Raw genomic sequence first — 25,961 nt, 5'->3', positions numbered from 1 at the left:
TTTATTAATTAGAGTCACCGATGCGCGAAAAGTTTAAACCCGATGCGCCATCCGGGCTACTTTTTATCCTATTTTAACCCTACTACTGTTTCAGAGGGTTCCAGCCCTGGGCCTGAAGGGCTATCTCTCCACCGTCACGTGTGACCATCGCACATCCGAGCGACGGTTTGGTGATATGTCCTATCACCTTGACACCCGGCAGGTCTTTGACTTTCTCATGGAAATGCAGAGGCACAGTGAACAGCAACTCGTAGTCCTCGCCGCCGTTAAGCGCGGCTGTAACCACGTTCATGCCGAGCTCCTCGGCCATTACTGCTGTCTGATAGTCAATGGGGATACGCTCCTCAAACACACGACACCCGACGTCTCCGGCCTTGCATATATGCATCAGTTCGGAGCTGAGACCGTCGCTTATATCCATCATTGCAGTCGGCACGATGCCCGCCTCGGCAAGCTCGCGTATGATGTCCTTGCGTGCCTCAGGCTTGAGCTGACGCTCCACAAGATATTCCTTGCCGCTGAAATTGGGGACAAAATCCTTCTGTCCGGCCGAAGCCACCTTCTCACGTTCAAGAAGCTGAAGGCCCATATAGGCTGCTCCGAGGTCACCCGACACGCATATGAGATCGGTATCCTTGGCTCCCGAGCGGGATACCACCTTGTCACTCTCGGCCTCGCCGATGCATGTGATGGATATGACAAGTCCCTGGCGCGAAGAGGTCGTGTCGCCGCCTACGAGGTCAACGCCATATATCTCGCACGCAAGACGTATGCCGCTGTAGAGTTCCTCCATATGCTCAACCGTGAAACGGCTCGAAATGCCGAGCGAGACCGTTATCTGCCTGGGTGTGCCGTTCATGGCGTAGACGTCAGAGAAATTGACCACCGCCGACTTGTAGCCCAAATGTTTGAGCGGCACATAGGTGAGGTCGAAATGCACGCCTTCAAGCAGCAGGTCGGTGGTGACGAGTATGTCGGTATCGCGGTTGCGCAACACTGCACAGTCATCACCCACACCGCGGACAGTCGAGGCGTTTACTACGGGCAAATCTTTGGTGAGCCGGTCAATAAGACCGAACTCACCCAATTGGGAAATCTCCATGACTGCGGTATCAGCAACGGTTGACGAGTTCTTTCATAATCTCCAGACACTTGGGCTGGGCGATAACGGCCGCCTGCTGCACCTCCTCGTGAGTGGGCACCTGCTTCACATCCTTGCCACCGAGATCGGTAATCACCGAAATGCCATAGACACGCATGCCGGCATGGTTGGCCACAATCACTTCGGGTACGGTCGACATGCCCACGCAGTCGCCGCCTATCACGCGATAGTATTCATATTCAGCCGGAGTCTCGAATGTCGGGCCGGTAACGCCTACGTACACTCCGTGCATGAGCCGGATACCCTTCTCAGCGGCAATCTCGTCGGCAAGACGCATGAGTTCGGGATCATAGGCATAGGTCATGGCCGGGAAACGAACGCCGAGCTCGGGATAGTTTTTGCCGCGCAGAGGATGCTCGGGGAAGAGGTTGATGTGATCGGTGATGGTCATTACATCGCCGACAACAAACTCCTTGTTCATACCGCCCGAGGCGTTTGACACAAACAGTGTATCCACACCGAGAGCCTTGAACACTCTCACGGGGAATGTCACGGTCTTCATGTCATAACCCTCGTAATAATGAAAACGGCCCTGCATGGCGATGACAGGCTTGTTGCCGAGCTTGCCGAAAATAAGATTGCCGCTGTGGCCTTCGACAGTCGACACGGGGAAGTTGGGTATCTCGCTATAAGGGATAAATTTCTTGTCGGTTATATGATCAACGAGCGGACCGAGACCTGTGCCGAGGATAATGGCTGTGCGGGGCATTTCGGATACTTGCGAACGCAGATATTCTGCCGTCTGATTGATTTTTTCAAGCATGATATTGGCTATTAAGTATAATATGTATTAACAGATGTTTTCAAACCCAAAACCGCATTGTTCAGGCAGTTAAGATTTAAACAAACGTGAGTCGCGTATGGTTTTCTCGACACACTGCTCAAAGGGCACGTCGCCCGCACGGTCAATGAAGTCGACCTTGATGGGCACATAGAATATGCGGCTCTTGAGCGCGTGGGGGAAATAGGGATTGTTAAAGAGCCTTACGGCATCCTTCTCGGTGGTGGCGATAAATTTGTCATTGCCCGGGAGCGCGTTGAACTCACGCTCTATCTCGGCCATGTCGGAGGCGGTGAAATTGTGATGGTCGGCAAAACGCTTGAGCTTTACCTTGGCCTTGCGACGCCTTAAGAAACGAGAAAACGGCTTTGGATTGGCCACGCCGGTAATGACAAGAAGCGGAGTGCCCGGCACAAGAGTGTCAAGCGACGGTATCGACTCGGCCTCTTCGGGAAATACCGGCACGAGATGCCCGTAATTATAGCGCGAGAAATAAAGTTTCTGAAACGGGAAGAGTTTGAAATTCTCTTCAAAGATGCGGTATTGCATCGGCTTCATATCGGGCGGACATTTTGTCACAACGACAATATCGGCCCTGTTGAGCGCACCGCGCGGCTCGCGCAGACGGCCATAAGGAAGCAGGCTGTCAGTAAAGACCGGGCGGTTGTGCTCGGTGAGCACTATCGACACCGACGGCTTGACATAGCGGTGCTGGAAAGCGTCATCGAGCAATATCAGACTGATTTTGGGATTAATCTCCAGCATACGGTTTATGCCTTCGACACGCTTCTCGCACACGGCCACGGTAATCTCCGGACCAAACTTGCGGTATATCTGATAGGACTCGTCGCCTATGTCCTCGGGGCGCGACTGGGGTGTGGCAAGGACAAATCCTTTGGTAGCGCGCTTGTAGCCGCGAGAAAGCACACCTATATTATATTTATCCATCAGGGCCTCGACTATATACTCGACGTGAGGAGTCTTGCCGGTGCCCCCCATGGCAATATTGCCGACTACAACCACCGGCACCTTAAACTCTTGCTGCCTGAGCATACCCTGCTCAAACATCTTGTTGCGCACAGCCACTCCCAGGCCATAGAGGCGTGAAAGCGGATAGAGCAGCAACATTGACAGCAGACGATTACGTGCCATAGAGTTTGATTAAATAACGTAGTTAAAAATAATTCTTAATGCACCATAGGATGTCGAGGGTGGACATCACATGTCGACCTTCATGATTTCCATACGTGCCTGTACGGGCGACATGCCCTTGACACGGGCTACGGTCTCGTAAATCGAAGCCATCTCGCCAAGCTCGTCACGTATCATACGGGTCTTGACATCGGCTCCCGCCTCGATAAGAAGGTCATACCATTTCTCCTTTGTCTCGGGATAATTGCGTATGGTCCATGTGGATGCATTAAGCTCACGGGCCATGCCGGCCACGGCTGTGTCCAGTCCGCCTATCTCATCGACAAGCCCGAGCTTCAGAGCCTCGGCTCCATCCCACACACGCCCTTCGGCAATGGCTTTTATGGAGTCCTGACTCATGCCGCGGCCTTGGGCACAACGTGAAGTGAACAGTTCATAGCCTCGCTCGACATATCCCTGCATGGCAGCTCTCTGAGCGGGCGTCATCGGCTCAAGCACTCCGGGCATGCCTGCACCGGGATTGGTCGACACGGTAGAGGTGCTGACACCAATCTTATTGTTGAGAAGTCCGCTCAAATCAGGGATGAGTCCGAAAATGCCAATCGAGCCGGTGAGGGTGGTAGGCTGGGCATATATACGGTCGGCACCACAGGAGATGTAATATCCGCCCGAAGCGGCATAGTCGGCCATAGATACATAGAACGGCTTGCCGGTGAGCGATTTCCACTGCTGCAACGCCTCCCATATCTGCTCGGAGGCAAAGGCTGAGCCTCCGCCTGAATTGACATACATCACGAGACCGTCAATGTCGTCTTCCTCGGCAAGCTCGAGTATCTCGGGCACGAGTCTGGACGCCACAATGCCGTCGCCGGTCTCGTCGGTGATGTCACCGCACGCATAGAGCACGGCGATAGTGGCACCACGGCCGTCACCTTTCTTGTCAATATCCTGCACGGAGCAATACTCCGACGGAGTCACGGGTGAGAGATGCTTGACATCTTTCTTGTCAGTGAGTGACACAAGGAGTTCGTCAAACTCGTGACGATACATCAGACGGTCAACAATGTGCATTCCGACATATTTTTCAGTCGGCATGGCATACACGGCACTGTCGGCCCAATTTTTCACATCATCCTGCATGACACCGCGAGCTCCGGCTATATAGCTCGTGACACTGCTCCACATATTGGAGAGGAAAAGCTGCTGCTGCTCGCGAGCAGGCTCACTGATGCCGGTGAGTATATAAGGCTCAACGGCACTCTTGTAGGTACCGACCTTCACGACCTGCATCTGCACGCCGAGTTTGCCAAGCATATTTTTGAAATACAGTCCTGTAGTGGAGAGTCCATGAATGAACACCTGTCCTATAGGATTGATGAACACTGAGTCGGCGGCCGTAGCGATGTAATAATCGCCCTGGGTGTACATGTCGGCATAAGAGTAAATCCATTTGCCGGGAGCATCGGCCTTGAAACGATACAGGGCCTCGACAATGGCCTGACGGCGGGCGAGTCCCATCTCCGAGCCACGACAGTCGATGACAATGCCGTCGATACGGTCGTCAAAGGCAGCGGCACCTATGGCTCCGACAATCTCGTTGACACCCTGAGCGCGGTTATCCTCGCCACGGATGATGCCTATGGGGTCGATGCGGCCGGGGCGGTCGGCAACCTCTCCGACAAGTGTGATTTCAAGGTAACTATGACTATCAACATTCACAGTCTTGCCGTTGCCGAGCGATGCGACGCCTGCGGCCGCGACCACAAGGAGAAGACCGAAGAATGCGAGAAAAAGCGAAAACCATATGCCGGCAAGAGTGCCGAGGAATGATAGTAAAAATTTTTTCATGTCGAAAACCGATGGAATGTAGAATTGGCCTTTATTCCTAATAAAGCACAAAAGTAACACAACTCCGTCTGATAAACAAATAATTCGCTGACTATTTATAAATAGGTGTATGCCATCAGTCCTCTTTGTGCGTGAGCGGAACTTACAGAAAAGTGTCTGCGCATGCTATTTTATAATCCAAAATGATACTATTTTAACAAATAAATGCTAAATATCATCAATTATGGCCAAATCTTTGCGGAAATTATCAATATGTAAAAATAAAATCATATATTTGTACAGACTTTTCTCAGCAATGAGTCATTGTCAGCAGTCCATTACCTAAATACACATCTACCAGTACAAATCATTAATTCTATTCCACCCAATCTTCCGCCATGAACAAGATTATCACCGAAATCACCCCGCTGTCGGAAAAAGACTGCTTCTATCTGATAGACAGACTCAAGGACCGATTCACATATCCCGTACACCGCCATGAGGAGTATGAACTCAACTTTCTGGCCGGATGTGCAGGCGCACGTCGTGTGGTGGGTGATTCGATGGAAACACTCGGAGAATATGACCTCGTGCTCGTAGGCAACGGCATAGAACACGGCTGGGAGCAGCATCAATGCACCAATGACAAGATACGCGAGATAACGATACAATTTTCACATGACCTATTCGGAGAATCGCTCCTTGCCAAAACCCAGCTCTCAAGCATCAGACGTATGCTTCAACTGTGTGCCAACGGCATCGCGTTCAATTCCAACGCCATCATGAAAGTGTTTAACCGTCTTGACAATCTGACGCGTACCGAAGTGGGATTCTTCCGCATGCTCGAACTTATGGCCATACTCCACGAGCTTGCGGAGAGCGGCGAATACAGAGTGCTGTCCTCATCGTCGTTTGCCTCCCACCGCCCCACCGGTGACAGCCGTCGCGTCACGAAAGTACAAGAATACATCAACACCCATTATAAAGAAGAGATACGCCTGGCCGACCTCGCGGCTCTCGTTGGGATGACCCCTACGGCCTTCAGCCGTTTTTTCAAACTGCGCACGGGTCGCTCCATATCGGACTACCTCATAGACATACGCCTCGGGCATGCCACACGAGCACTCGTCGACTCGACGACATCGGTGGCCGAGATATGCTATGAATGTGGATTTAACAACATATCAAACTTCAACCGCATCTTTAAAAAGAAGAAAGGCAACTCGCCCAAAGTATTCCGAGACATATATCAGCACCACAAAGCCTTAATATGAAAACATCTATTGCATCAATTCTGCTGTGTGCCGCAATGGCCTCCACAACACTCGGTTCATGTCGCGGCAACGCATCGTCAGCCGGCCAGGCTCAGGACGACTCGACCGCAACCACATTTGTAACACCTCTCCACGTCGAAGGTACAGCCCTGCTCAACGCCGCCGGCGACACTGTAGTGCTCACAGGTCCGTCGCTCGGATGGCACTCCAACTGGGGACGATTCTACAACTCCGGCACCATCAAAGCTCTCAAAGAAGACTGGGGTGCCAATATCACCCGCGCCGCAATAGGCGCGCATGCCAGCGGCGACTGTGTCAACTCGTTTGAAGCCGACTCGGCCAACGCTGTCAATCTGGCAATGGCTGCCATTGACGCCGCTATCGAAAATGACATGTATATAATATGTGACTGGCACTCGCACAACAATACGCTCGAAAACGCCAAGAAATTTTTCTCTGTCATTACTGAGAAATATGGCGACACACCCAATATCCTCTACGAGATATGGAACGAGCCTCTTGACATCCAGTGGCAGGAAATAAAGGATTATGCCGCCGAAGTGATACCTGTAATCCGTGCCAATGCTCCGGGAGCGGTAATCATAGTGGGCACCCCTAAATGGGATCAGGAGGTAGATGTGGCAGCCCAAAGCCCAATCGACTCGCCCAACCTGCTCTACTCACTCCACTACTATGCGGGCACCCACAAGGACTGGAACCGCGATAAAGCCACCAAGGCCATCGAAGCCGGTCTGCCGCTCATCATCTCGGAATGTGGCTCAATGGACCACACCGGCGACGGCCCCATCGACTATGAGTCATGGCAAGCCTGGATGGACTGGGCCAACGACCACAAGGTGTCGGTGCTCATGTGGGACATCGCCGACAAGGATGAAAGCTGCTCGATGATCATGCCGACAGCCTCTGACGACGGCTCGCAGTGGACCGACGATGACCTGAAGGAATGGGCCAAGCTGGCCAAAAAGACTATCAGAGAGCGTAATTCCTTGTAGTCGACAAAGTTTATAGAGTTTATAGAGCTAACAGTTTAAACTGCTATCTATGAAAAAAATATCACTTGCAGCCGTGAGTATGACTCTTGCCGCACTGTCGGTCCAGGCCGTAGAGCTTCCTGACATTATCAGCGATAATGCCGTGCTCCAGCAAAACACCAAAGCCAGACTATGGGGCTGGGCCAAACCGGGACGCAAAGTCACGGTGACCCCGTCGTGGGACGGCAAGAGCTATACCGCCAAGGCCGACAGCAAGACCGGCCGCTGGGATGTCAACGTCGACACCCCCGAAGCCTCGTTCACGCCATGGACAGTGACATTTGACGACGGCGAATCACCCAAGACGATATCAAACGTGCTCATAGGCGAGGTGTGGTTCTGCTCGGGACAGTCCAACATGGAGATGCCGCTCAGAGGATTCGGCATACAGCCCATCGAAGGTGCCGGCGAGGCTATAGCATACTCGGGCAAATATCCACATATACGCATGGCCAATGTGCCCAAACGCCAGGAATATGATAAGCCGGAGCGTGTGGAGGGAAAATGGAACGTATCATCGCCGGCAAAAGCCGCCGAGTTTTCGGCTCTCGCCTACTTCTTTGCCCGTTCGCTCTCCGACATCATCAACACCCCTGTGGGCATTATCAACTGTGCCTACGGAGGCTCCAAACTCGAGAGCTGGCTTCCAAAGGAGATGCTCGACACATATCCGGGCTATGACATGGAAGCCGAACGTAGCGGTGCAAAAACCGTCGACCCCTGGCACCGTATAGGAGTGCTTTACAACGGCATGCTCCATCCGCTGGCAGGATACACCATCAAAGGATTTCTCTGGAATCAGGGCGAATCGAACGTCGGACTTCACAACGAATATCCCTCACACAAGAAGGATCTGGTGCAACTCTGGCGCAACGAATGGGGCAATCCCGACCTGCCGTTTTACTTCGTGGAGATGCCGCCGTGGAGCTATGGCGACCCGCAGGGCGACCACGCCGCACGCTTCCGCGAATGTCAGCACAAAGCGGCAGCCATGATTCCCAACACAGGCATTGTATGCACCACCGACCTTATATATCCCCATGAACTGGAGGATGTGCACGCTTCGCAGAAAAAACCGATAGGCGAACGTCTGGCTTTTCTCGCGGCTGCAAAGACTTATGGAGTGGAGGGGATACATACACAATATCCTACATTCAAGTCTGTGGACTATCAGGGCGACAAGGCAGTGCTGACTTTCGACAACGCTTATGGCGGCCTCAACCCCAACCGCGACATCGAAGGTTTTGAAGTGGCCGGAGAGGACAAGGTGTTTCATCCGGCAAAAGCCGTCGAGGACTGGGACAAGTTTACCATAACAGTCTCCTCGCCCGAGGTCAGCGACATCAAGGCCGTAAGATACTGCTTCAGAAATTTTGCCCCCGGCAAACTGAAAGACATGCTCGGACTGCCGCTCGTGCCGTTCCGCACCGATGACTGGGAGTGAATTTTGAGAGTTTATAGAGTCAAAAAAGTTTATAAAGTTTAAAGAGTTTCATGGATTTTAACAAAACCAAATACTGTGCACATGCATTATATAAACAGTATCCTATATTTAAATCCATTATGCGCAACCGTCTTTTTATACCACTGTTTATAATGCTTGCCATTATAGGAGCATGCTCCGGCCCCAAGGGCAAAGCACCGTCGCCCTACGTAACCGTCAACAACGGAAACTTTTATCTCGGCGACAGCATATATCGCTACATCGGCACCAACTTCTGGTATGGCACCATCCTCGCCTCAGAAGGGCGCGGAGGCAACCGTGACCGTCTGGCCCGCGAACTTGACTCGCTCAAGAGTCTCGGCATAACCAACCTGCGCATACTCGTCGGCGGCGAGGGCGAGGAGGGACTCGCATCACACATCTCCCCTACCCTTCAGACTGCTCCCGGAGTCTATAACGACACTCTGCTCCAGGGCCTTGACTACCTGCTTGACCAGCTTGAAAAGCGCGACATGAAAGCTGTGCTCTATCTCAACAACGCATGGGAATGGAGCGGCGGATTCGGCACCTATCTCGAATGGGCCGGAGCCGGCAAGGCTGTCAATCCCGCTCACGACGGCTATCCCGCCTATGTGAAATATGCGTCACAGTTTGTGCGCAACGAGACAGCCAAGGAACTTGCCGCCAAACACGTAAGCAAAATCGTAGGCCGTGTCAACTCCATCACCGGCCGCCGCTATGCCGACTCGCCCGCCATCATGTCGTGGCAGATAGCCAACGAGCCGCGCCCGTTTGCCGACGAGAGCAAACACGCCTTCTCGGAATGGATAGCCGAGACCGCCGCGCTCATCAAGAGCATCGACCCTAACCATCTGGTGTCGGTGGGCAGCGAGGGCTACAACGGATGTGAAGGTGACATCGACCTGTGGAAAGAGATACACAGCTATCCCGACGTAGACTATGCCACCATACACATATGGCCCTACAACTGGAGCTGGATCACAGCCGAGACTGTCAACGACAGTGTGGCAGTGGCTTGTGCCAAGACCGACGAATACATCTCACAGCACTATGACGCCCTCTACAAAGCTCTCGTTGACAGCGGAGCAATGATGAAGCCTATCGTGCTCGAAGAGTTCGGCTATCCGCGCGACGCGATGGCCACAGCCAAAGGCTCGGCAGTCAACGGACGTGACACCTATTACGCCCACGTATTTGACGAGGTAATCGACGGCGGCAAAATCGCAGGCCTGAACTTCTGGGGATGGGGTGGCCTGGCCAATCCGGCCCACACCACCTGGCAAGCCGGCGATGACTACACGGGCGATCCCGCTCAGGAACCCCAGGGTCTCAACTCGGTGTTTGCCTCCGACTCCACAACCATAGAAATCATCAAGCGCGCCACCGGCAGGATTTAATCCTTCCCGATAACAATCGCCATGCAGGGGCGGGTCATCCCGTCCCCGCATGACCGACACCCCTGACCGACCACATTCTCTCCCCCACACGACTGTATACATCAATTCCCACACAGGCGACACACCGCCTCCTCCCCCCTCTGTAACTACACACCTGCATAGACACGTAGCACACATGTTAAACAACATATTCCCTCTACTTGGCTCATGCAACTTTTGGATAAAATAATATCATTTTATCCAAAATGTTTGCACTAAATTTGCAACAACAATATTATAATAACAAACCTTAAAACCAAACACTTATCGTTATTTATACAACAACAAATCACTTCAATCAAAGCTAATCAATTACCCATTACCTTAAAATTGCTATAATGAAAAGAAAAATTTCCGACCTTCGAGGTCTGCTGACGGCAGTGCTGCTATGCTTCGTGCTTAGTGCCACGGCGCAGGTCTCAGTGACAGGAATCGTGCAGGATAAGTCGGGCGAACCGCTTATCGGCGCGACAGTGCAAGAGAAGGGAAACACTGCCAACGGCACCGCTACAGGCATCGACGGCGACTTCTCTCTCAAAGTGAAATCGGCCAAAGCCACTCTGCTCGTGTCATACGTAGGCATGAAGTCGCAGGAAGTGGCTCTCGACGGACGTACTGAAGTGACTATCGTGCTTCAGGACGACACCGAGCTGCTCGAGGAGGTCGTAGTCGTAGGCTACGGCACTCAGCGCAAATCTGACATCACAGGTTCGGTAGCACGAATCTCCGAGGAGCAGATGAAGCAGAGCATCGTGACCAATGCCGACCAGATGCTTCAGGGCAAAGTGGCCGGTGTGCAGGTGACCCAGAACTCAGGAGCCCCCGGCGGTGCGACATCCGTACGTATCCGCGGTGCGAGCTCACTCAACTCGTCCAACGAACCTCTCTATGTAATCGACGGTGTGCCCATGAGCGGCAGCAACAGCATCGGCGGCTTTGACTGGGCCGGCGGTACAAACGGACAGACCACCGTCAATCCTCTCGCAGCAATCGCCCCCTCCGACATCGTGAGCATCGACGTGCTCAAGGACGCCTCGGCCTGTGCCATCTATGGTGCGGCAGGTGCCAACGGCGTAGTGCTCGTGACCACTCGCCGCGGCTCGGCCGGCCACACCAACATCACCTATGACGGTTATGTGGCATGGCAGCAGGTGGCCAAGAAGCTCGACATGATGAACCTGCGCGAGTATGCCACCTATCAGCAGCAGCTCCTCAACGAAGGAGTCTTCACAAAGGACAAATTCGACATGACCTACAGCGACATATCACTCCTGGGCAAAGGCACCGACTGGCAGGACGAGATATTCCGCACAGCATTCATGCAGAACCACCAGCTCAGCATGACCGGCGGTAACGAAAAGACCGTCTACTCGATGAGCGGCGGCTGGATGAAACAGGAAGGTACAATCATCGGCTCGGACTTCACCCGATTCAACAGCCGATTCAATATCGACAACAACTTCACAAGCTGGCTCAAAATGGGTGGCGCGCTCGCCTACACCCGCACTGACGAGACCATTACCCGCAACGACGGCTCGGACGGCGTAATCATGCAGGCCATGACCATGATGCCTTCGGTGCCCGTGCGCGACTTTGACGGCAACTGGGCAGGCCCCAACACCGTAAACGGTGCTTCGACCTGGAACCCCGTGGCTCTCGCTCTCATGACCAACAACACTCTGCTCCGTCAGAAAATCACCGGTAACTTCTATGTAAGCGCGGACTTCCTGAAGCACTTCACTTTCCGCGCGGAGTATGCGTTTGACGCTTCGCAGAACCAGAACAAGTCGTTTATTCCACGCTATCAGTTCGGCCTCGTGTCAAACGACATCAACCAGATGATGCAGCGCGAAGACCACAACTTCTACTGGATGCAGAAGGACTATATCACCTACAATCAGAAATTCCTCGACAAGCACGACGTTACAATCATGGCAGGTTTCGAGGCCTCAAAGAGCTCTTGGAACGGCACACAGTTCATCAAGAAAAACTTCACCCGCGATGACATCAACATCATGGGCGAGGACGGTGAATTTGTATCAAACACCGGATGGGCCGACGCCAGCACCACTGCTTCGATATTCGCCCGACTCAACTATGGTTTCGACAACCGTTACCTCCTCACCGCTACCATACGTCGCGACGGTTCGAGCAAATTCGGCTCCAACCACAAATGGGGCTCATTCCCCTCGGTGGCACTCGCATGGCGCGCCTCACAGGAGAAATTCCTCCAGGATGTAAGCTGGCTCGACAACCTCAAGGTGCGTCTCGGCTATGGTAAGGTAGGTAACTCCAACATCGACACTTATCGCTACGGCTCGGCGATGCAGACAATGCTCACACCCCACGGCACAGCATTCTTCCCCCTCAACCTCTCCAATCCCGACCTTATGTGGGAGGCTTCGGAGCAGTATAACGGCGGTATCGACTTCGCAGCGTTCAACAACCGTCTCGAAATCACTCTTGACGTGTATCGCAAACAGACCGACGGCCTGCTCATGCAGGTGTTCACCCCCGGACACATCGCCACTAACGACTGGGGTACTATCCAGACACCCTATGCCAATATCGGTCAGACACGCAATACCGGTATCGACCTCCAGATCAACGCCCGTCCCGTAGTGACCAAAAACTTCCTCTGGAACTCGTCACTGACTCTCTCGCACAACAAAAACAAGATTGTGGCCCTCAACGATGACTCGCAGATCATCTATGGCAACGTAGACTGGTATGCACCTTTCCAGACAGTGTCAATGTTTAAGGTAGGCCAGCCGATGGGCGTGTTCTACGGCTATGTGACCGAGGGTCTCTTCCGCAACGAAGCCGACATCCTCAGCCACGCCACACAGACCGGCGGCTCAGATCCCTATGCCAACAAAATCGACAAGACCTCAGGCGCATGGATCGGCGACCTCAAGTTCAAAGACCTCAACGGCGACGGTATCATCAACGATGCCGACCAGACCATTATCGGCGACCCCAACCCCGATCTGACCTTCGGCTTCACCAACACCTTTACATATAAGGACTGGGAGCTCAACATCGGTCTTACCGGTCAGGTAGGCGGTGACGTGCTCAACTGGGCCCGCTATCGCACCGAGGGTCTCAGCTCCATATGGGACAATCAGGCTGTAAGCGTGCTCGACCGCGCACAGGCCGTGAAAATCGATCCCAACGGAGGCGATGACATCTCCAACCTGCAGCTCGCCGACGGTCACAACGGTATGCCCCGCTTCTCCAACCTCGACTCAAACGGCAACCAGCGCATGAGCGACCGCTGGATCGAGGACGGCTCGTATCTCCGCATCCAGAACATCTCGCTGAGCTACAACCTCCCCTCCAAGTGGGCCAAGAAAGCATTCCTCCAGAATGCCAAATTCTATGTAAACGTCCAGAACGTCTACACCTTCACCAAGTATAGCGGTTATGACCCCGAAATCGGTGCCTTCAACCAGAGCTCACTCCTCCAGAACATCGACCGCGGCCGCTATCCCACTCCCCGCACCTACACCGTAGGTCTCAATCTCTCTTTCTAAACCATCAAGACTAACAACGAAATGAAAAATATATTCAAGACTTCAGCAGTGGCGTTGGTGCTCGGAGGCTCGCTTGTGTCATGCAACGACTTCCTTACCGTCGACCCTATTGACAAGCCTGTGCTGGAGAACTATTATACGACTCCTTCAGCCCTGCGGAGCACAACGATGACTCTGTATGCATCCAAGACATGGAGCAACTTCCACATGAACTTCCAGTGGAAGATGGACATGATCAACGGTGACATCTACTATACCTATTCCGACGAGGGTCAGTGGTATTTCGGTACCTACACCGCGGTCAACCCCTATCTCAACGAGGGATGGAAAGGCCTCTATAACGTAATCCTTTTTGCCAACTCCATAATCAACGACATCCCGCCCGTGTGCAGCGGCTCCATCACCCCGGCCGACATCAACCGTGCGGTTGCCGAGGCTCGCGCGATGCGCGGCTACTGCCACTACATGCTTGCCGAGGTATGGCATGACGTGCCCGTGATGGCCAACAACACCAAGACCATTATGGACGGCAACTTCGACCTTCCCCGCAACACTCAGGAAAGCGTATACCGCTTTGCCATGGAAGACCTCGACTTTGCAGTAGCCAATCTGCCAGAGAGCGATGAGGATGCCTATCGTCTTGACAGCCGCAAGGCCCGTGCTCTCCGCGCCAAGCTCGCCGTCACCATGGCAGCCCACACCGACTATGGCTATGACCGCGAGGCTCTCTATGCCAAGGCAGCCGAGGACGCTCTCTACGTAATCGAAAACACACAGGCTCTGACCGACATCGACTTCTCGACACTCTTTGACGTCGAGGCCAACAACGGTCCCGAGTCAATACTCGCCATCCAGTGTGCCGTGCAGGGCTATTCCTACGGCAACGCCCGCAATGTGGCATGGTCACGCTCGTCGGTAATCGCCGACCAGACCTGGGGTGCAGGCAAGGGTCCCACCCTCTCGCTCCAGAAGATGTATGACCTCAACGACAAGCGTCGCATGTGGACCTACATGACCAACGGTGACTATTATCCCATGCTCAACCGCGCCGGCGGCGGTTACACTTACAATTATGTAAGCCGCGACGACTCAGGCGATGTGCTTGAGGACAAGAACGAGATGCTCGCCCATATCAAGAAGTATATCATAGGCAAGGGTGCCGACTGCAACGGCAATGTAGGCATCAACCAGGACGCAGCCAACAATATTTATCTCATGCGTCTGGCCGACGTATATCTCACCTATGTAGAGGCCAAGATGGGCACAGCATCGTCGACATCCGACCCCACAGCCATGAAGTATTACAACATGGTGCGCCAGCGCGCAGGTGTCACAGAAGCCTCCTCGGTAACTTATGTGGAACTGCTCAAAGAGCGTCGCCGCGAGTTTGCCTTTGAGAGCCAGACATGGTTTGACACCCAGCGTTACCGCTATCGCGAGGGTGATGCAGCCGCCCTCGAGCTGCTCAACAATGGCTACGGCACAGGCCTGAACCGTGCGGCCATGTATATCGGAGACTACGAAAACAATCCGACCATCGACAAGACCAACGAGAATGACCTCTCGGTCTACAAGATTGTCGACAACACCGCCGACGGCGGCCAGTATGACAACATCAATCTGTCAGTAAGCTCGTTTGTAGCCCCCATCCCCGCAGCCGTGACCTCGACTTCACCCGCGCTTCTCGGAGCTCCGGTAAGCTACTACGGTGATTAATAAAGTCTTTTCACTGAACAAACACATTCTGAAAACATCATGAGAAAATCATATAAATACATATTACTGAACGCGGCAGGGCTTCTCATAGCCGGCTCGCTTGCCTCGTGCAGCGAGACTGACGCCGAGAAAGACCGCGGCTCAGCACCTGTCATCAAGTATGCACGCATGTGTGACAGCGACAAGGCCGACTCACTCGTAGTAAGTGCCAGCCTCGGCACCCGCCTGGCATTTGTGGGCGACAATCTCGGTGACGTGCAGCAGGTATGGTTCAACGACCAGAAGGCCAAACTCAACCCCACCATGGTCACAAGCCACACCATAATAGTGGATATACCCAATCTCATACCAGCCGAGGTCAACAACACCGCCCGCTTCATCACCTCGACAGGCATGGAGGTCAACTATCCGTTCAACGTAATCGTTCCCGCACCGCGCATCGACAACATGTCGTGTGAATATGCCAAGGCAGGCGAAACCGTTACTTTCAAGGGCGCGTATTTTGCCGATGATCCCAATGTTCCGTTCACTGTGACATTCCCCGGCGGCATACCCGCTGAAATCAAGTCGCTGTCAGAGGAAGAAGTATCTGTCGTAGTGCCCGACGGAGCCGTCGAGGGTCCTGTGACCATGGCTTCAATCTATGGCGAAGGCTCAAGCTCATTCCGCTACATGGACACCCGCGGCATGTTGTTTGACTTCGATTCACCCACAGGCTTCGGCTCTAACGGCCAGTGGTGGCACGCACCGACTTTCATGACCGATGACTCAAGCATCTCGGGAAAATACATGATGCTCAACGCCAACAAGGTGACCATGTCGGCCGACGGTGGCTGGGATGACTCCAACTTTGCTTTCGAATATTGGCCCGGAGCATGGACCGACCCCGTGACCTATCCAGCAGGTATCGGCGACCGTCTCTTTGACATTGCCGACTTCAGCGACTTCAACAACAAGTGTCTGAAATTTGAGATCAACATTCCCGCCGAGAATCCCTGGCAGGCAGGAGCCATGCAGTTTATCTTTGCCGGCACCGACAAGGTTTCGTTCGGTAACGCCGGTCTCGATGAGTTTGGCAACAATGTAGCCGGATGTAACAACACTTACTTCCAGGGCGACAACGAGGGCCTGGCCCGCGGCCTCTGGATACCCTGGAGCGATACCGAGGCTTATCACACCAACGGTGAGTGGGTGACAGTGTCATTCCCCATCAAGGACTTTGTATACGGACACAACGGCACGGGTGCCGACAAGTTCCTCGGCTCGAAGGAGGACTTCGCATCGCTCATGATATTCGTTGTAGCCGGCGGCAAGACCGGTGTAGACTGTCAGCCCGTATTCAAGTTTGACAACATCCGCGTCGTTCCCAACTAAAGTGTCAACACGGTAAAATTTTAGAGACTACAAGCAACATGAAAAAAATATTCAATCTTTCGAGTCTGCTCTTATTGTGCATGGCGTTCATGCTCCCCGCGCTGACCTCATGCGAGAACGACGACTTCGACACACAGCAATACAAAGGGGGCGTAAGCCTCAACGTATGGGGCCCGTCGCCCGTAATGCGCGGCGGTGAACTCAGGTTTCTCGGCTCGGGCATGGACCAGATCAACTCCATCTCCATCCCCGGCACATCCGACATCACCGACATACGCGTGATTTCGTCGGAGGAGATACGTATCACCGTACCTCAGGACGCCGAGCCCGGCAAACTGGTGCTCCATCATGCCGGCGGAGACATCACCACTCTGACTATGCTCTCCTACACCGAGCCTATCGTCATCGAGTCGATGCTCCCCTCGCCCGTCAAGCCCGGCGCGACACTCACCATCAAGGGTGACTATCTCAACCTCATCTCACGCGTGACTTTCGCGTATGACGAAAGCATCTTTGACAAGGAGAACTATCCCGGCGGCATCTATGTCGACAAGGCCGACTTCATCAGCCAGAAGCGTGACGAGCTGTCGCTCACTGTGCCCGCCGAGGCCAAGTCGGGCGTGCTCGAGTTCAGCGACGGAGCCGAGCCTATACCTAACGTAATCAAAAGCGAGGAAGAGCTCCAGGTGGTGCTCCCCGCTGTGAGCAACGTGGTGAGCCTCGACAACAAGAAGCCCGGCGAGACCGTGACCATCAAGGGTAACGACCTCGACCTGGTGAAGAGCGTAGAGGTGCCCGGCGCAGGTGAGGTAGAGTTTACCTACGATGCAGCCAACAGCGAAATCTCATTCTCCCTCCCCGCCAATACCGAGAACGGCTCAGTAGTGATGATACCCGCCTCGGGCGTCAAAGTCGCAGCAGCCACTATCGGTGTAGCCCTTCCCGAAGAGGTTGTGGCCGAGCCGGCCGATAACATCTGGGCCGAGGACGTAATCAAGTTCAAAGGCATCAATATGGAGCTTGTGACCGACGTGACATTCCCCGGAGTGGCCGATGCAGTAGAGCCCGCCACCAAGAGCGCGACCGAAATCACCGTCAAGGTGCCCGCCGGCACTCAGAGCGGCGACGTGATGCTCAACACCGGCTCAGGCATGTCGGTGGCCGTAGCTGTCAAGACTCTCCAGCCCGAGAACGTGGCCTATAATCCTGCTCCCGCAGCTCTTGCAGGCCAGCTTACCGTCAACGGCAAGAATCTCCAGAATGTCGTGAAGATTATCTTTGCCGGCTCGACAGCCGTAGAGGTGACGACTCCGTCGGCCACATCATTCAGCATCAGTGTACCCGCCACTCTCCAGGCCGGCAGCAACACAGTGACTCTCGAGCTCAGCAACGGCGAGCAGATCGAGGCTCCCGCCATCGAGCTGACCGCACCCGAGTGTGCCTACGCTACCGAGCTTCCTGCCGAGGATGCCGAAATCAATGCCGGCGAGACTTTCACTCTCCCCATCGCCAACGAATCGCTTCTGACCGAGGTGCAGATCAACGGCACCAAGACCCAGCACATACTCCAGGGCACCAATCTCATCATCCTCGTGCCTGACAATGTAGGCTCGACCGCTCAGGTGACTCTCGTGTCGTCAAACGGCTCCATCACCTATGAGATGGCATTCATCCCCGCGACACATGTGGAGAATGTAATCATGAACGAAGTACGCGACCTCGGCTCTTGGGCCGGCGAGGGTGACGGCGGTACATTCCGACTCTACAAGGACTCGTTCAAGGATGTGCCCGCAGGAGCGAAACTCGTATTCCACGTCAATTCATACGCCTACACCCAGATACAGATCAACGATGCCAACTGGGGCCAGATGGAGATGCTCGTACCCGACCAGAGCGAGACTCTCGTAGCATATGAACTCACAGCCGATGTCCTCGACCGTATCCTCACCACCAACGACGGATGGTCAGAGACAGCCATGGTAATCCAGGGCGAAGGCACTGTGGTAAGCAAAGTGCACATCGAGTGGGAACGCTCGATGGAGACTGTAATATGGGAAGGCAATGAAGTCGTGACAGGATATGGCGGCTTCCAGGGTCTCGCCTGGGACAGCAATCTGCCCCCCATGTTCCAGTCATGGAAAGCCGGTCAGGTGCTCCGCGCTTACTACACCCTCAACGGTGATGATGATCCCAAGCTGAAATTCGGCATGGGTGAAGGATGGGCCATGCTCCCCGGCTCGCCCGCCGAGTATCAGGAATGTGTGACCGGCTCCGGCTCACTGTCAATCACTCTTACCGACGCCGACATCGACGCGCTCGTCAACAAGGGCGGTCTCATCATCCAGGCCAACGGTATTATCCTCACCAAGATTACCATTGAATAATCCCCCACACAACCAATGCAAAAATCTATGAACAAGATAAAATATCTATTCATGGCCGCATCACTCGCCACCTTTCTGGTGGCCTGTGATGACGACCACAAGCCCGAGTGGGACGAGCCGTCGCCCTACGAGATAGCCGCCACCTCGATGTCGGTGACCGAGGGTGAGACGGTGAGCGTGACCACTGATGTCATCTCTGTGACCTACGACCGCCCGATCATACTCAATCAGGCTGTATCGGTGACCCTCAACGGCGAGCCTGTCGAGACTTCGATTGTCGACGGCAATACTCTCGAGTCGAAAGTGTCGCTCACCAAGGGCAAGACCTATACATTCGAGATACCCGCCCGCGCCATCACCGCCCCCAACGCGATGACCTTTGCGCCCGCTGTGGTGATAAATTTCAACGCCGAGTCGGCTCCCGCTCTCGACAAGAGCAAAATCGCGACTTCGCCCGTCAATCCCAATGCGTCGGCCGAGGCCAAGAAGCTCTACAGCTTCATGCTTGAGAACTATGGCGTGAAGCAGCTCTCGGGTGCCATGGGCGAAGTGGCCTGGGGCACGGCTTTCAGTGACCTCGTGGCCAATGCCGCCGGCAAATACCCTGCCATCGTAGGCTTTGACTACATCCACCTCGCATCGTCGCCCGCCAACTGGATCGACTATGGCGACATCACACCCGTGCAGAACGTATGGAATGCCGGCAGCATCCCCACCGTGACATGGCACTGGAATGTGCCTATGCAGATGTGGGCAGGCGAATATGAAATCGGAAGCTGGTCAAACATGCGCCTCGACAAAGAAGAAGTGCCCCTCGCAATGGACATCTGGGAGTACGCTCAGGACGGCACTGTGATACGCGTCACATTCAAGGACGCCGCCTCCGATGCCCAGGGCTCGCTCAAGGGCAGCGACTGGAGTGCTCTGATGCCGGCCACCGAGTATTTCGACCTTACCGATGCCGAAAAGGCTGCGGGCGAATACAAGATACGTCTCAATGCCGAGGCTGCCGCCAAGGTGAAGGAGAGCGGTATAATCGTTTCGGGTCAGAATTACACCGTGACAGGCGTATACTTTGACCTTACATGCCGCGACACACAGCGTTTCAAGGGCTTTGACGCAAGCAAGGTGCTCGTGTCGGGTACTCGCGAAAACGCCGTAGCCACCGCCGATGTGGCCAAGCTCGCCGGCTATCTCAAGCTGCTGAAGGATGCCAATATTCCCGTACTGTTCCGTCCGTTCCACGAGGCCGGCGGTGACTTCACCTGGGGCTCATGGTTCTGGTGGGGCAACAGCGGTCCCGAGGTGACCAACGACCTGTGGAAGTGGCTCTACAGAACTCTGACCGATGATTATGGTCTGAACAACCTTATATGGGTGTGGACCATGCAGACCAGCGACGAAGGCAAACTCGCGACTGTGGCTCAGGTCAAGTCGGCTTATCCGGGCGACGAATATGTCGACATCGTGGGTGCCGACATCTATGCCGACGCGCTCTCTGACCAGACCGACCAGTTTGCTCTCATCAACCAGGCTGTCGAAGGCAAGAAGATTGTTGCACTCTCCGAGACCGGCAATCTCCTCGACGTGGAGGCCCAACTGACCGAAAACTGTCTCTGGAGCTACTTCATGGGCTGGTATGAGCAGGACGGCAACGGCCCCGGCTTCCTGACATGGAACAAGAACAACGAGTGGAGCACGGTGCTCAACAATCCGGCAGTGCTCAACCGTGGAGATTTTAGCCTCTAAAGTCCACTGAAATATAGGGAGCGGGTGGCTGATACCCGCCCGCTCTCACCACTCTCTCTCCTCTCCCACCCCCTTATAAATTGTAACAAACAGAATATTCAACACTCCACTTCCGACATGAAATACGGACACTTTGACGATAAAGCGCGTGAGTATGTAATCACCAATCCGCGCACTCCGTGGCCATGGATCAACTATCTTGGCAACAAGGATTTCTTCTCGCTGATTTCCAATACTGCGGGCGGCTATTCGTTCTATAAGGACGCAAAGTTTCGCCGCATCACCCGCTATCGCTACAACGGTGTGCCGATGGATGCCGGCGGACGCTACTTCTACATCAAGGATGGCGACACTGTGTGGAATCCGGGCTGGAAGCCGTGCAAGACTCCGCTCGACCGCTATGAATGTCGCCACGGCATGAACTATACGGTCATCACGGGCGAGAAAAACGGTCTTGAGGCCCGCGCACTCTTCTTTGTGCCTCTCGACACGCATGCCGAGGTGACACGTCTGACGCTGACCAACCGCAGCGACAGCGAGAAGCGTTTCACACTGTTCTCGTTTCAGGAATGGTGTCTGTGGAACGCTGCGACCGACATGGAGAACTTCCAGCGCAATTTCTCGACAGGCGAGGTGGAAATCGACGGTTCGACCATATATCACAAGACCGAATACAAGGAGCGTCGCGACCATTATGCGTTCTATTCGGTCAATGCCCCTATCGACGGCTTTGACACCGACCGCGAGACGTTTCTCGGCCTCTACAACGGTTTTGACGAGCCGGAGGCTGTGCTTGATGGCCGTTCGCGCAACTCGGTGGCTCACGGATGGAGCCCGATAGCGTCACACTCGCTCGAGATCAGCCTGAAACCGGGCGAGAGCCGCGACCTCATCTTCACACTCGGCTATATCGAGAATCCGCAGGAGCAGAAGTGGGAGTCGAAGGGTGTCATCAACAAGGCTCCGGCCCGCGAGCTCATGGCGCGGTTTGACACGGTAGAGAAAGTCGAGGAGGCCTTTGGCCGTCTGCGTGCCTATTGGGACAATCTGCTGGAGCGGTTCACGCTCAACAGCGGCGACGAGCGTCTCGACCGCATGGTCAATATCTGGAACCAGTATCAGTGCATGATCACGTTCTGCTTCTCGCGCTCGGCATCGTTTTTCGAGAGTGGCATCGGACGCGGCATGGGTTTCCGTGACTCCAACCAGGACCTGGCGGGATTTGTGCATCAGATACCGGAACGTGCGCGTGAGAGGATAATCGACATAGCCTCGACACAGTTTGCCGACGGCGGATGCTATCACCAGTATCAGCCGCTTACCAAGCGCGGCAACAATGACATAGGCGGCGGATTTAACGACGACCCGATGTGGCTCATCTTCGGGACGGTGTCATACATCAAGGAGACGGGCGACTTCACGATACTCGAGGAGCCTGTGCCGTTTGACAACGTTGCTGGGTCGGAGGTGTCGCTCATGGAGCATCTCAAGGTGTCGTTTGACCACGTCATAAACAATCTCGGTCCTCACGGGCTGCCGCTGATAGGCCGTGCCGACTGGAACGACTGTCTCAACCTCAACTGCTTCTCCAATGACCCCAACGAGTCATTTCAGACGACCGAGAACAACTCGGAGGGCTCGCAGGCCGAGTCGCTCATGATAGCCGGCCAGTTTGTAATCTATGGCCGCGATTATGCCGCTCTGTGCCGCCATCTTGGCATGAAGGCCGAGGCCGAGAGAGCCGAGCGTCATGTCGAGGCGATGGTCGAGGCTGTCAAGGCTCATGGCTGGGACGGCGAGTGGTATCTGCGTGCCTATGACTTCTATGGCCGCAAGGTGGGCTCGCATGAGAACAAGGAGGGTAAAATCTTTATCGAGTCGCAGGGCTGGTGCTCTATGGCCGGTATCGGACTCGAGGATGGCCTGGTGGGCAAGTCGCTCGACTCGGTCAAGACCTATCTCGACTGTGAACACGGCATTGTGCTCAACAATCCGGCGTTTACGGAGTATGTCATGGAGTATGGCGAGATTTCGACCTATCCCGCAGGCTATAAAGAGAATGCCGGCATCTTTGCCCACAACAATCCGTGGGTTATTATCGGAGAGACGGTGCTCGGACGCGGCAACCGTGCCTGGGAATATTACCGCAAGATATGTCCGGCTTATCTCGAGGAGAAGAGCGACCTTCATAAAGTGGAGCCTTATGTGTATTGCCAGATGACGGCGGGCAAGGATGCCGCCAAGCCCGGCGAGGCGAAGAACTCGTGGCTGACCGGCACGGCTGCCTGGAACTGGTATGCCATCACACAGTTTATCCTCGGCATCAAGCCCGATTATGACGGTCTGACCATCGATCCGTGCATTCCCGACTCGTGGAGCGGATATGAGGTGTCGCGCCAGTTTCGCGGTGCGCGCTATGACATCAAGGTCAGCAATCCGGCTCATGTGTGCCGCGGTGTGCGCACTGTTACTCTCAACGGTGAGCCTGTCGAGGGCAACCGCATACCTCTCTGCCCGGCCGGAACGGTCAATAAGGTGGAAGTCGTTTTGTGACAAAAGAGTTTAAAGTTTAGAGTTTAAAGTTTAGAGTTTAAATGAAACATATAGCCATTTGCGCGTTAGTCGCGCTTGCTACTTCTTGTGGCACTCAGGCCACGCAGACAGCGGCTGTCAACGAGCCGAAGCCACCCACTGTGGCCGACCGCCTCATAGAGCAACTGCATAATGCCGTCGATTCAGGACGTTTTTATTTCGGTCATCACGACGACACGGCCTATGGCCACACGTGGCGTTACGTGGTGGGCGGGTCGGATGTCAAGGCCATTACGGGCGAGTATCCCGGGCTGATGAGCTGGGACCTTGGCATGATAGAGCTTGACTCGGCCAATAATCTCGACGGAGTGCCGTTTGACTTTATGGCGGGTGAGATAGCGCGCCAGCATGCACGCGGCGGCATCAATGCCATCTCGTGGCATCCGCGCAATCCGCTTTCGGGTGGTGACTCGTGGGACGTGTCGACATCTCCGCTGCGTGAGATGGAGTCAAACAAGGCTCTCAAGGTCATCATGACAGAGTGGATAGACCGTGCGGGCCGTTTCATAGCGTCGCTCAAGGACAGTGAGGGCAATCCCATCCCCGTAATCTTCCGCCCGTGGCATGAGAACTCGGGCTCATGGTTCTGGTGGGGTGCTGCCAACGGGGACCCGGAGCAGTATATAGCCCTGTGGCATCTGACACGCGAGCGTTTTGACTCGCTGGGCATCGACAATGTGGTGTGGGCTTATTCACCCGACAAGGATCTCACACGCGAGCAGTATTTCTCGACCTATCCGGGCGATGATTATGTCGACATTCTCGGCTCTGACATCTATCATTTCGGAGGCGAGGCCGGTGTGGCCGACTATATGGCCCGCATCAAGGCCCAGTTGCCTTACGTGGCCGAGGAGGCCGCCAAGCGCGGCAAAGTGGCGGCGTTTACGGAGACCGGTCTCGAGGGACTGGAGGTGACCGACTGGTACACCCGTGTGCTCCAGCCGTCAATCGAGGGGTTGCCCATAGCCTATGTGTGTGTGTGGCGCAACGCTATCGAGAGCGAGAAGCCCAATCATTTCTACGCTCCCTATCCGGGCCATCCGGCTGCTGCCGATTTCAAGAAGTGGCACGACGAGTCAAAGGCTATCTTTGTCAAGTGACAGCGGCCCCTACGGATACTGACTAAGACATATTACCTATAAAACACTTATATAACAGCAAAATACAGTTTAGATTAAGACTATGACAGAATTTGAATATCGCAAAAGCCTGATACTTGCCCGCTATGAGGAGCTGGTGACACGTCGCAACGTCAAGCTGGAAGGCAACGGCATATATAACCGCTATCAGAATCCCGTGGTGACGGCCGAGATGATTCCGCCCACGTGGAAATATGACTTCAACCCTCTGACCAACCCCTACTTCATGGAGCGCATCGGCTGCAACGCCACGCTCAACTCGGGTGCCATCAAGTGGAATGACAAGTATGTGCTCGTGGTGCGTGTCGAGGGCATGGACCGCAAGTCATATTTCGCCGTAGCCGAGAGCCCCAACGGAGTGGACAACTTCCGCTTCCGCGAGCGTCCCATCACGATGCCCGACACCGACAATCCTGCCACCAACGTGTATGACATGCGTCTGACGGCTCACGAGGACGGATGGGTCTACGGTCTCTTCTGCGTGGAGCGTCACGATGACTCGTGTCCGGGCGACCTGTCGGCCGCCACAGCCGCTTGCGGCATAGCACGCACCAAGGACCTCGAGAACTGGGAGCGTCTGCCCGACCTCAAGTGCAAGTCGCAGCAGCGCAACGTGGTGTTGCACCCTGAGTTTGTCGACGGCAAGTATGCCCTCTACACCCGCCCGCAGGACGGCTTCATCGACACCGGCAGCGGCGGCGGCATAGGCTGGGCCCTTATCGACGACATATGCAATGCCGAGGTCAAGGAGGAAATCATCATCGACCCGCGCTATTACCACACCATCAAAGAGGTCAAGAACGGCGAGGGTCCCCACCCCATCAAGACCCCCAAGGGGTGGCTGCATCTGGCCCACGGTGTGCGCGGCTGTGCCTCGGGTCTGCGTTATGTGCTCTACATGTACATGACCTCGCTCGAGAAGCCTTGGGAGAAAATCGCTTCGCCCGGCGGCTATCTGATGGCTCCCGTGGGTGAGGAATATATGGGCGACGTGATGAACGTGCTCTTTACCAACGGCTGGATCGCCGACCCCGACGGGACGGTCTACATCTACTACGCGTCGTCCGACACCCGCATGCATGTGGCCACCTCGACCGTCGACCGCCTTGTGGACTATTGTCTCAACACTCCGCAGGACGGGCTTACGACCTCGGCTTCGGTCAAGACTATCAACAGTCTGATTGACCGCAACATGGAGATCAAAGGCTAACCGACAGCATTGAAGTCCGTGGGGTTGCATCCGCAGCGCGCGGTGACAGCCTCGCGGACTTTATTCCTTACATAAAAACTCCAAACATCTTAACTCTGACACCATCAAAATC

Annotated in this window: 16 protein-coding genes; 12 read left to right on the top strand and 4 right to left on the bottom strand. The window is 54.7% G+C overall.

Going from position 1 to position 25,961, the window contains the following annotated elements; translation table 11 throughout:
• Nucleotides 1–82 precede the first annotated feature (82 nt).
• The 4 genes from thiL to sppA all read right to left on the bottom strand — a co-directional run bounded on the left by thiL (nucleotide 83) and on the right by sppA (nucleotide 4,943).
• Entirely contained in the window at nucleotides 83–1,102 is a 1,020-nt protein-coding gene (gene thiL / locus QGT73_RS02845; protein ID WP_123616041.1) for a thiamine-phosphate kinase, read from the bottom strand.
• 10 nt (nucleotides 1,103–1,112) lie between these two features.
• Nucleotides 1,113–1,925, bottom strand: a complete 813-nt coding sequence (locus QGT73_RS02840; protein ID WP_123616040.1) for a purine-nucleoside phosphorylase — start codon at nucleotides 1,923–1,925, stop codon at nucleotides 1,113–1,115.
• A 69-nt stretch (nucleotides 1,926–1,994) separates the two neighbouring features.
• Nucleotides 1,995–3,095 carry a tetraacyldisaccharide 4'-kinase gene (lpxK, locus tag QGT73_RS02835; RefSeq protein ID WP_123616039.1) on the bottom strand — a complete coding sequence of 367 codons (1,101 nt, stop codon included), beginning with the start codon at nucleotides 3,093–3,095 and terminating at the stop codon, nucleotides 1,995–1,997.
• A gap of 66 nt (nucleotides 3,096–3,161) precedes the next feature.
• Complete coding sequence (sppA, locus tag QGT73_RS02830; RefSeq protein WP_280121338.1) at nucleotides 3,162–4,943, bottom strand: signal peptide peptidase SppA; 1,782 nt, start codon at nucleotides 4,941–4,943, stop codon at nucleotides 3,162–3,164.
• 377 nt (nucleotides 4,944–5,320) lie between these two features.
• On the opposite strand from sppA, the gene QGT73_RS02825 reads away from it, so the two are divergent.
• From QGT73_RS02825 to QGT73_RS02770, 12 genes are all read left to right on the top strand, one after another.
• Complete coding sequence (locus QGT73_RS02825; protein ID WP_123616037.1) at nucleotides 5,321–6,196, top strand: helix-turn-helix domain-containing protein; 876 nt, start codon at nucleotides 5,321–5,323, stop codon at nucleotides 6,194–6,196.
• Nucleotides 6,193–7,209 (top strand): glycoside hydrolase family 5 protein, encoded by a 1,017-nt coding sequence (locus QGT73_RS02820; RefSeq protein ID WP_280121337.1) that lies wholly within the window; start codon nucleotides 6,193–6,195, stop codon nucleotides 7,207–7,209. Before QGT73_RS02825 ends, QGT73_RS02820 begins: the two co-directional genes overlap by 4 nt.
• A 49-nt stretch (nucleotides 7,210–7,258) precedes the next feature.
• Nucleotides 7,259–8,692, top strand: coding sequence for a sialate O-acetylesterase (locus tag QGT73_RS02815; protein WP_280121336.1), 1,434 nt, complete (start codon nucleotides 7,259–7,261; stop codon nucleotides 8,690–8,692).
• A gap of 152 nt (nucleotides 8,693–8,844) precedes the next feature.
• Nucleotides 8,845–10,110: a glycoside hydrolase 5 family protein gene (locus QGT73_RS02810; RefSeq protein WP_280121335.1), complete on the top strand. Its 1,266-nt coding sequence runs from the start codon at nucleotides 8,845–8,847 to the stop codon at nucleotides 10,108–10,110.
• Between the two features lie 377 nt (nucleotides 10,111–10,487).
• The gene (locus tag QGT73_RS02805; RefSeq protein WP_280121334.1) at nucleotides 10,488–13,685 is read left to right on the top strand and encodes a SusC/RagA family TonB-linked outer membrane protein; all 3,198 of its coding nucleotides are present in this window, start codon (nucleotides 10,488–10,490) and stop codon (nucleotides 13,683–13,685) included.
• A 21-nt stretch (nucleotides 13,686–13,706) separates the two neighbouring features.
• On the top strand, nucleotides 13,707–15,401 hold the full coding sequence (locus QGT73_RS02800) for a RagB/SusD family nutrient uptake outer membrane protein (RefSeq protein ID WP_280121333.1): 1,695 nt from the start codon (nucleotides 13,707–13,709) through the stop codon (nucleotides 15,399–15,401).
• Nucleotides 15,402–15,440: 39 nt separating this feature from the next.
• A complete protein-coding gene (locus QGT73_RS02795) occupies nucleotides 15,441–16,775 on the top strand; it encodes a glycan-binding surface protein (protein ID WP_280121332.1) in 1,335 nt (444 codons plus the stop codon).
• A gap of 38 nt (nucleotides 16,776–16,813) precedes the next feature.
• Nucleotides 16,814–19,159: a hypothetical protein gene (locus QGT73_RS02790; RefSeq protein ID WP_280121331.1), complete on the top strand. Its 2,346-nt coding sequence runs from the start codon at nucleotides 16,814–16,816 to the stop codon at nucleotides 19,157–19,159.
• 27 nt (nucleotides 19,160–19,186) lie between these two features.
• Nucleotides 19,187–20,908 carry a glycosyl hydrolase gene (locus QGT73_RS02785; RefSeq protein ID WP_280121330.1) on the top strand — a complete coding sequence of 574 codons (1,722 nt, stop codon included), beginning with the start codon at nucleotides 19,187–19,189 and terminating at the stop codon, nucleotides 20,906–20,908.
• Between the two features lie 117 nt (nucleotides 20,909–21,025).
• The gene (locus QGT73_RS02780) at nucleotides 21,026–23,461 is read left to right on the top strand and encodes a glycoside hydrolase family 94 protein (RefSeq protein WP_280121329.1); all 2,436 of its coding nucleotides are present in this window, start codon (nucleotides 21,026–21,028) and stop codon (nucleotides 23,459–23,461) included.
• Nucleotides 23,462–23,502: 41 nt separating this feature from the next.
• Nucleotides 23,503–24,600, top strand: coding sequence for a glycoside hydrolase family 26 protein (locus QGT73_RS02775; RefSeq protein WP_280121328.1), 1,098 nt, complete (start codon nucleotides 23,503–23,505; stop codon nucleotides 24,598–24,600).
• 82 nt (nucleotides 24,601–24,682) lie between these two features.
• A complete protein-coding gene (locus tag QGT73_RS02770) occupies nucleotides 24,683–25,849 on the top strand; it encodes a glycoside hydrolase family 130 protein (RefSeq protein ID WP_280121327.1) in 1,167 nt (388 codons plus the stop codon).
• The last annotated feature ends 112 nt before the right edge of the window (nucleotides 25,850–25,961 follow it).

This window comes from Duncaniella muricolitica (assembly GCF_910574735.1).
GTDB lineage: Bacteria > Bacteroidota > Bacteroidia > Bacteroidales > Muribaculaceae > Duncaniella > Duncaniella muricolitica.
The sequence above is the reverse complement of the archived record's forward strand: the minus strand, read 5'-3'. Positions and strand labels throughout refer to the sequence as shown.